The 6,833-nt window shown below is 69.3% G+C and carries 5 protein-coding genes; 3 read left to right on the top strand and 2 right to left on the bottom strand.

Annotation, left to right across the window (positions count from 1 at the left end):
• Positions 1–553 precede the first annotated feature (553 nt).
• Genes FPZ12_RS34875 through FPZ12_RS34865 form a run of 3 tightly spaced genes read left to right on the top strand, consistent with a single transcriptional unit; the run spans position 554 to position 4,221 of the window.
• Positions 554–1,747: a thiolase family protein gene (locus tag FPZ12_RS34875; protein ID WP_144757084.1), complete on the top strand. Its 1,194-nt coding sequence runs from the start codon at positions 554–556 to the stop codon at positions 1,745–1,747.
• Positions 1,744–3,852 (top strand): 3-hydroxyacyl-CoA dehydrogenase NAD-binding domain-containing protein, encoded by a 2,109-nt coding sequence (locus FPZ12_RS34870; protein WP_144757074.1) that lies wholly within the window; start codon positions 1,744–1,746, stop codon positions 3,850–3,852. The genes FPZ12_RS34875 and FPZ12_RS34870 overlap by 4 nt, the downstream gene beginning before the upstream one ends.
• 45 nt (positions 3,853–3,897) lie before the next feature.
• The gene (locus FPZ12_RS34865; protein ID WP_144757073.1) at positions 3,898–4,221 is read left to right on the top strand and encodes a hypothetical protein; all 324 of its coding nucleotides are present in this window, start codon (positions 3,898–3,900) and stop codon (positions 4,219–4,221) included.
• Positions 4,222–4,310: 89 nt separating this feature from the next.
• On the opposite strand, the gene FPZ12_RS34860 is transcribed toward FPZ12_RS34865, so the two are convergent.
• Positions 4,311–5,096, bottom strand: coding sequence for an aldo/keto reductase (locus FPZ12_RS34860; protein ID WP_144757071.1), 786 nt, complete (start codon positions 5,094–5,096; stop codon positions 4,311–4,313).
• Between the two features lie 26 nt (positions 5,097–5,122).
• Positions 5,123–6,751, bottom strand: a complete 1,629-nt coding sequence (locus tag FPZ12_RS34855; RefSeq protein WP_144757069.1) for a peroxidase family protein — start codon at positions 6,749–6,751, stop codon at positions 5,123–5,125.
• Positions 6,752–6,833: the final 82 nt, after the last annotated feature.

The raw sequence follows: 6,833 nt of genomic DNA, 5'->3' as shown, positions 1-6,833 counted from the left end.
GGCGGCGGCTTCGCTGGGGCGGGCCTTTGCTGCGGTGGGCTGCGCCGCCGGGCGGCGGCTTTCGCTGGGGTGAGCTGCGTAGGCGCTTCGCCGGCGAGGAGCGCTTCGGGCCCTTCGCTGCTTCACGCAGGTTGAGTGGGGAGTGGCTTCGGGGCTTCGGCTTCGCTAGCTGGGGGTGCGAAGGCGCTTCGCGGGCGGGATCGTGGCATCCGCTTCGCTGCTTCGCGGGCCGGGATCGCCGCGAGCGCTTCGCGGCTTCGCTGTGCGGAGCGGCTTCGCTCTGCGGAGCGGGCTTCGCCGTGCAGAGCGGGCTTCGCCGTGCAGAGCGGGTTCGCCGTGCGTCGCGCGCACCATCCGCCAACCCCCTTCCACCCTGTGCACAAACCATCACCGGCCCCTGGAGTGAACTGTTCCGGAGTGACGCACTCGACAGGGGGAGCTGACTGGTTACCGACGGGTAACAAGGGCTATGGTGCGGGAGTACAACCCCCGAAATTTCCCGTGAGGAGACACCGTGGCCGCAACACCCATGGCGGCGTCCACGCCCCGCGCGGTGCGCAACGTGGCCTTCGTCGAAGGGGTTCGCACCCCGTTCGGCAAGGTGGGCGACAAGGGCATCTACGCCGGCACCCGCGCCGATGACCTGGTGGTCAAGGTGATCCGCGAACTGATGCGCCGTCACCCCGAGCTGCCACCGGAGCGGGTGGACGACGTGGCGATCGCCGCCACGACCCAGACCGGCGACCAGGGCCTGACGATCGGCCGCACGGCCGCGCTGCTGGCCGGGCTGCCGAAGTCCGTACCGGGCTTCGCGATCGACAGGATGTGCGCGGGCGCGATGACGGCGGTCACGTCGATCGCCGGCGGCATCGGGTTCGGCGCCTACGACATCGCGATCGCGGGCGGCGTCGAGCACATGGGCCGCCATCCGATGGGCGAGGGCGTCGACCCGAACCCGCGCATCGTGGCCGACAAGCTCGTCGACCCGACGGCACTCGTGATGGGCCAGACCGCCGAGAACGTGCACGACCGCTTCCCCGAGATCACCAAGCAGCGCACCGACGAATACGCGGCGCAGAGCCAGGAACGCTACGCGGACGCGGTGAAGGCAGGCAAGATCGGGCCCGAGCTGGTGCCCGTCGCCATCCGCAACGCCGAGTTGGGCTGGGGCCTGGCCACCGAGGACGAGCCGCCGCGCCCCGGCACCACCGTCGAGCAGCTGGCCGGACTCAAGACGCCCTTCCGCCCGCACGGCCGGGTCACCGCAGGCAACGCGGCGGGCCTGAACGACGGGGCCACCGGCGCGATCCTCGCGGACGAGGACACCGCCCGCGAGCTGGGCCTGCCGGTCGGGATGCGGCTGGTCGGCTACTCGTTCGCCGGGGTCGAGCCCGAGGTGATGGGCATCGGCCCGGTGCCTGCCACCGAAAAGCTGCTCGCCCGCACCGGTCTGTCCATTTCGGACATCGGGCTGTTCGAGATCAACGAGGCGTTCGCCGTGCAGGTGCTCGCCTTCCTCGATCACTTCGGCCTCGACGCCACCGACGAGCGCGTGAACCCGTGGGGCGGCGCGATCGCCTGCGGCCATCCGCTGGCCTCGTCCGGCGTCCGGCTGATGACCCAGCTCTCACGCCAGTTCGCCGAACACCCCGAGGTCCGCTACGGCCTCACCACGATGTGCATCGGGATCGGCATGGGCGGCTCCGTGCTCTGGGAGAACCCGGCCTACGACGGGAGTGACAAGTGACTTTCACCGCCGAGCAAGCGAAAGCCGCGTTCGGAGACGAGGTAGTGACCACCGCGGTCACCCGGCTGGTGAACGTACCCGGCCTGGACAAGCAGGTCGCCCTGATCACGCTCGACAACGGGCACGACCACACCCGCCCGTCCACCTTCGGGCCGCAGGGGCTGGTCAGCCTGAACGCCGCGATCGACGAGGCGTTCGCGGCGGACCCGGCCGCCATCGCGGTCACCGGCAAGCCGTTCGTCTTCGCCGTCGGGGCCGACCTCTCCGGCGTCGAGGCGGTGTCGGATCCGGCGCTGGCAAGGGAAATCGCGGAGACCGGGCACACCGTGTTCCGCCGGCTGCTCGACTCCAAGATCCCCACCTTCGCCTTCGTCAACGGCGCGGTGATGGGCGGCGGGCTCGAGCTGGCGCTGTCCTGCCACTACCGCACGCTGTCGGAAAACACCGCGGCGATCGCGTTCCCCGAGGTGTTCCTCGGCCTGTTCCCCGGCTGGGGCGGCACGCAGCTGCTGCCGAACCTGATCGGGCCGGACGCCGCGGTCACGGTGATCATCGAGAACGCCTTGAACCAGAACAAGATGCTGAACGTGGCCAAGGCCGCGAAGCTGGGCATCGTGGACGAGGTGTTCGACTCGGCCGACTACCTGGAGCAGTCGCTGCTGTGGCTGGCGAAGGTCGTCAACGGCGAGCTCACCCCGGCACGCCCCGAGATCGACCGCGGCGCGGGCTGGGACAACGCGATCGCCCGCGCGAAGTCCATTGTGGACGGCAAGACGCACGGCGCGTCGCCCGGCGCGACCAAGGCCGTGGAGCTGCTGGCGCTGGCGAAGGACAACGACCTCGACTCCGGCTTCGCGGCGGAGACCGACGGCCTCGCCGAACTGCTGATGAGCGACACGCTGCGCGCCGGGCTGTACTCGTTCAACCTGGTCAACAGGCGCGCCAAGCGTCCGGCCGGCGCGCCGGACAAGTCGTTGGCACGCAAGGTGAACAAGGTCGGCGTGGTGGGCGCGGGGCTGATGGCCTCGCAGCTGGCGCTGTTGTTCGTGCGGCGGCTCAAGGTGCCGGTGGTGCTCACCGACGTGGACCAGGCGCGCATCGACAAGGGTGTGTCCTATGTGCACGGTGAGATCGACAAGCTGCTGGGCAAGAAGCGGATTTCGCCGGACGAGGCGAACCGGCTGAAGGCACTCGTCTCCGGCTCGCTGGACAAGGCGGCCTTCGCCGACGCGGACTTCGTGATCGAGGCCGTGTTCGAGGAGATGGGCGTCAAGCAGCAGGTGTTCGGGGAGCTGGAGCAGTACGTCTCGCCCGAAGCGATCCTCGCGACGAACACGTCCTCGCTGTCGGTCAGCGAAATGGCGGCGAAGCTGCGGCACCCGGAGCGCGTGGTCGGGTTCCACTTCTTCAACCCGGTCGCCGTGCTGCCGCTGCTGGAGATCGTGCGCGGCGAGCGCACGGACGACGCTTCGCTGGCCACCGCGTTCGCCGTGGGCAAGCAGCTGAAGAAGTCCAGCGTGCTGGTCAAGGACGCGCCCGCGTTCGTGGTGAACAGGCTGCTGCTGCGGTTCCTCGGCGAGGTGCTGACCGCGATCGACGAGGGCACCCCGTTCGATGTGGCCGATCACGCGCTGGACCCGCTGGGCCTGCCGATGTCGCCGCTGGTGCTGACGCAGCTGGTCGGCCCGGCGATCGCGCTGCACGTCGGCGAGACGCTGCACGGCGCCTTCCCCGGCCGGTTCCGCGTGAGCGACAACCTCAAGCGGTTCGTCGACGCGGGCAAGACCGGGGTGTGGCAGTGGGACTCCGCCGGCAACCAGCAGGTGGACCCGGAGGTCGCCGAGCTGTGGCAGCAGGGCGACAAGGTCTCGACGGCGGAAGAGGTGCGTGAGCGCGCGCTCGCCGCGATCGCCGAGGAGATCCGGATCATGCTCGACGAAGGTGTGGTCGCCGAGGCGCAGGACATCGACCTGTGCCTGATCCTCGGTGCGGGCTGGCCGTTCTGGCTCGGTGGTATCACGCCGTACCTCGACCGCGAGGGCATTTCGGCGAAGGTCAACGGGAAGCCGTTCCTGGCTCCCGGGGTGGCTTCGGTCCCCGCGTGACGGACCCGGTGCCGCCCCCGGCATGATTCGGGGGTGGCACCGGGCATGCGCTGGCGATGGGCCTGCTGGGCCGTGCTGAACCTCGCGTTGAGCGTGCTCGCCTACTACCCCGTGCTGTTCGCGGGCCTGCTCGGGCACGAGATCGCGATCGCGCTCGGCTGGGCGCTGCGGGACCGCGCCGGGGACGACGGGGTCACGCCCGCGCTGATGATCACGATCCCGCTCTGGGCGGTGCTCGCCGTCTGCGTCGCGGGCCCGAACGCCTGGCTGCGCCCCAAACTCGGCGCCCCTCGCGGACGTTACTGGCTGGCCGCCACCGCTCTCGTGCTGATCCCCGCGGTGGCGGCCGCCCTCGTCTTCGAGGGTTAGGGAGTGTTCAGATGTGGTTTGCGTGGCGGTGCGGGTAGGGAACCTGTGACGGCCCACCGCAACCGGCTCCGCCGCTTACAAAACAGAACCTAGCCGTGCTCCAGTGTCGCTATGGCGGCGATGTCCTGGGGGTCGAGCTCGAAGTCGAAGATGTCGATGTTCTCCCTGATCCGCTTGGGAGACACGGACTTCGGGATCGCCACGAGGCCCATCTCGAGGTGCCAGCGCAGTACGACCTGCGCGGGCGACTTGTTGTGCTTGCCGGCGATCGTGGTGATGATCTCGTGCGAGAGCTGCCTGCCGCGGGCCAGCGGGCTCCAGGATTCGGTGACGATGCCGTGTTCGGTGTCGAAGGCGCGCAGCGCGGCCTGCTGCCTCGCCGGGTGCAGTTCCACCTGGTTGACGGCGGGCACCACGTCGGACTCCTTGATCAGCCGCTCGAGTTCGGCCGTGCCGAAGTTGGACACGCCGATCGCCCTGGCCCGCCCGTCCGAAGCGATCTTCTCCAGCGCCCGCCAGGTCTCCACGTACAGGTCCTGGTCCGGTTCCGGCCAGTGGATCAGGTACAGGTCCACGTAGTCGAGCCCGAGCTTCCCCAGGCTGGCGTCGAACGCGCGCAGTGCTTTTTCGTACCCGTGCTCGGTGTTCCACAGCTTGGTGGTGACGAACAGTTCCTCGCGCGGCAGCCCGCTCGAGCGCACGGCGGCGCCGACGCCGCGCTCGTTGCGGTACAGCGTGGCGGTGTCGATGCTGCGGTACCCAGCCTCGACAGCGGTGTGCACCACCTGTTCGACCTCGTCGTCCGGGATCTTGTACACCCCGAGGCCGAGGCTGGGTATTTCGACGTCGTTGTTCAGGCGGAGAGCAGGAACCATTCCCGCACGATAACCGCCTTTCTAGCTCACGGCTTGTCGCCGAGGGGGTTGAGGTTTTCGACCTTGCCGTCCGCCGCCACGAGCAGCAGGTCCATCATCGTGAAACTGCCCTCACGCTCACCCAGCGTCGGCCGCCATTCGGGCTCACGCAGGATCGAGTAGTAGCCCGCCTCCATCGCGCGGTGGAACACCTCCGCCACGATCCGGCCGCCGACGCCGTTCAGGTGCCCGTCCTGCAGTTCGGCCTCGCGCAGGATGTAGAACCACAGCGGCGTGTCCGAGACCAGCTCCTCCACCAGCGCGGAGTCCAGCCGCGACAGGTCCGCCCCGCCGTTGCCGGTGATCAGCTCGTCGCGGGTGAGCGGCGTGACACCGAGGAACTTCGCCATCTGCTGCCCGGTGGCCAGTTCGACCATGTTCGCGCGCGCCAGGTTGCGGAAGGCCAGGTTCCGCTGCATGTCGTCGAGCGCCAGGCCCTGTTCGGTGCCGCCGAAAGTGCCCGCCGGCAGATCGCCGAGGCCGCCGGCGAGCAGGGTGTCGATCCGGCGGGCCAGGTTCAGCCCGGGGCCGACGAGGTCCTGCTGGCCCGAGGGCTGGAAGTCGTGCAGCCGCCGCCAGTCCACGATCCAGTTCGTGGGCAGCCGCAGGTTGGTGCCCGCGTTCGGGTTCTCGAGGTCGGCGAGGTTGTTCGTGGCGGTCAGGATGCCGGCCGTGCCGGTGAAGGTGAACAGCAGGAACAACGTCGCCGGGGTGATCCCGCCCGGTTCGAAGATCCGGTTCCACGAGTACGTGTCGCGCACCATGCTGTGCCCCAGCCGATAGGAGGCGACGGAGAACTCGATGGGCATCGTCGCCGGGCCCGCGTGCACGTCGGGGTCGAAGAACTTGCGCCCGTTGGCGAACACGTCGGACACGATCACCGGGTTGACGATGCGCGGCAGGAAGTCCTCGCGCAGCATCCACTGGTAGTGCCGGACGACCTCGCCGCGCGCCCGCTCGAACAGGAACGCGCTCGGCACGGACTGGGCGATGAGCCGGTCCACCACGCGGTTGTGGAAGTTGATGAACGCGACGTGAGTCTGTGCCACGGCAAGGTTTTCGTCGTTGCGCCCGTCCGGGATCAGCGCCTGCCGTTCGGCGCGTTTGTTCGGCCCGGTGCCCACGCGCGGCAGGTCGAACCCGGTGCGGTTGACGTTGGTCCCGGCGTCACCGGCGATCGCGACGGTGGTGCCGATCTTGAGCTTGATCCCGTCCGGCGCGTAGAACCGCTTGTCCGCCTCCGGACCGCGGCCGTAGAGCGCGTCCAGGTCCAGCGCCGGCGACCGGCCCTGCACCAGTTCGTCCACCGTGACGTCCTCGCCGAGCGCCACCGCGGTGCGGTCGAGGGTCAGGTCGTGGTCGACGAACTGGCCGAGGTAGGTGAACCCGGCGGGGACCTGCCCGTCCGGCGAATCGGTGCGCGCCGTCATGGCTCTGGCCAGTTCCTGCAGCAACGCGTTGGTAGCCTGCGGCCCCTTGTCCCCCAGCCGCGAGAACCGGAAGCGCCGCGGCTCCGCGGTGGCCGAGGGCCACCAGCGCGCGGGCTTCCCGTCCTTGCCGAACCCCAGTTCCCCTTCGTTGACGACGTAATAGGTCTCTTGGACGTGTCGTTTCATCGCTCCTCCTCCAGCGGATGCGCACGACAGTCCACCCGTGCGGTTCGCCCCTGGCACCACCAAAAGGACGAAAGCCCTTGTC

The organism is Amycolatopsis acidicola, assembly GCF_007713735.2.
GTDB lineage: Bacteria > Actinomycetota > Actinomycetes > Mycobacteriales > Pseudonocardiaceae > Amycolatopsis_E > Amycolatopsis_E acidicola.
Note: the sequence above shows the minus strand (reverse complement) of the source record. Positions and strands in the feature narration are given on the sequence as shown.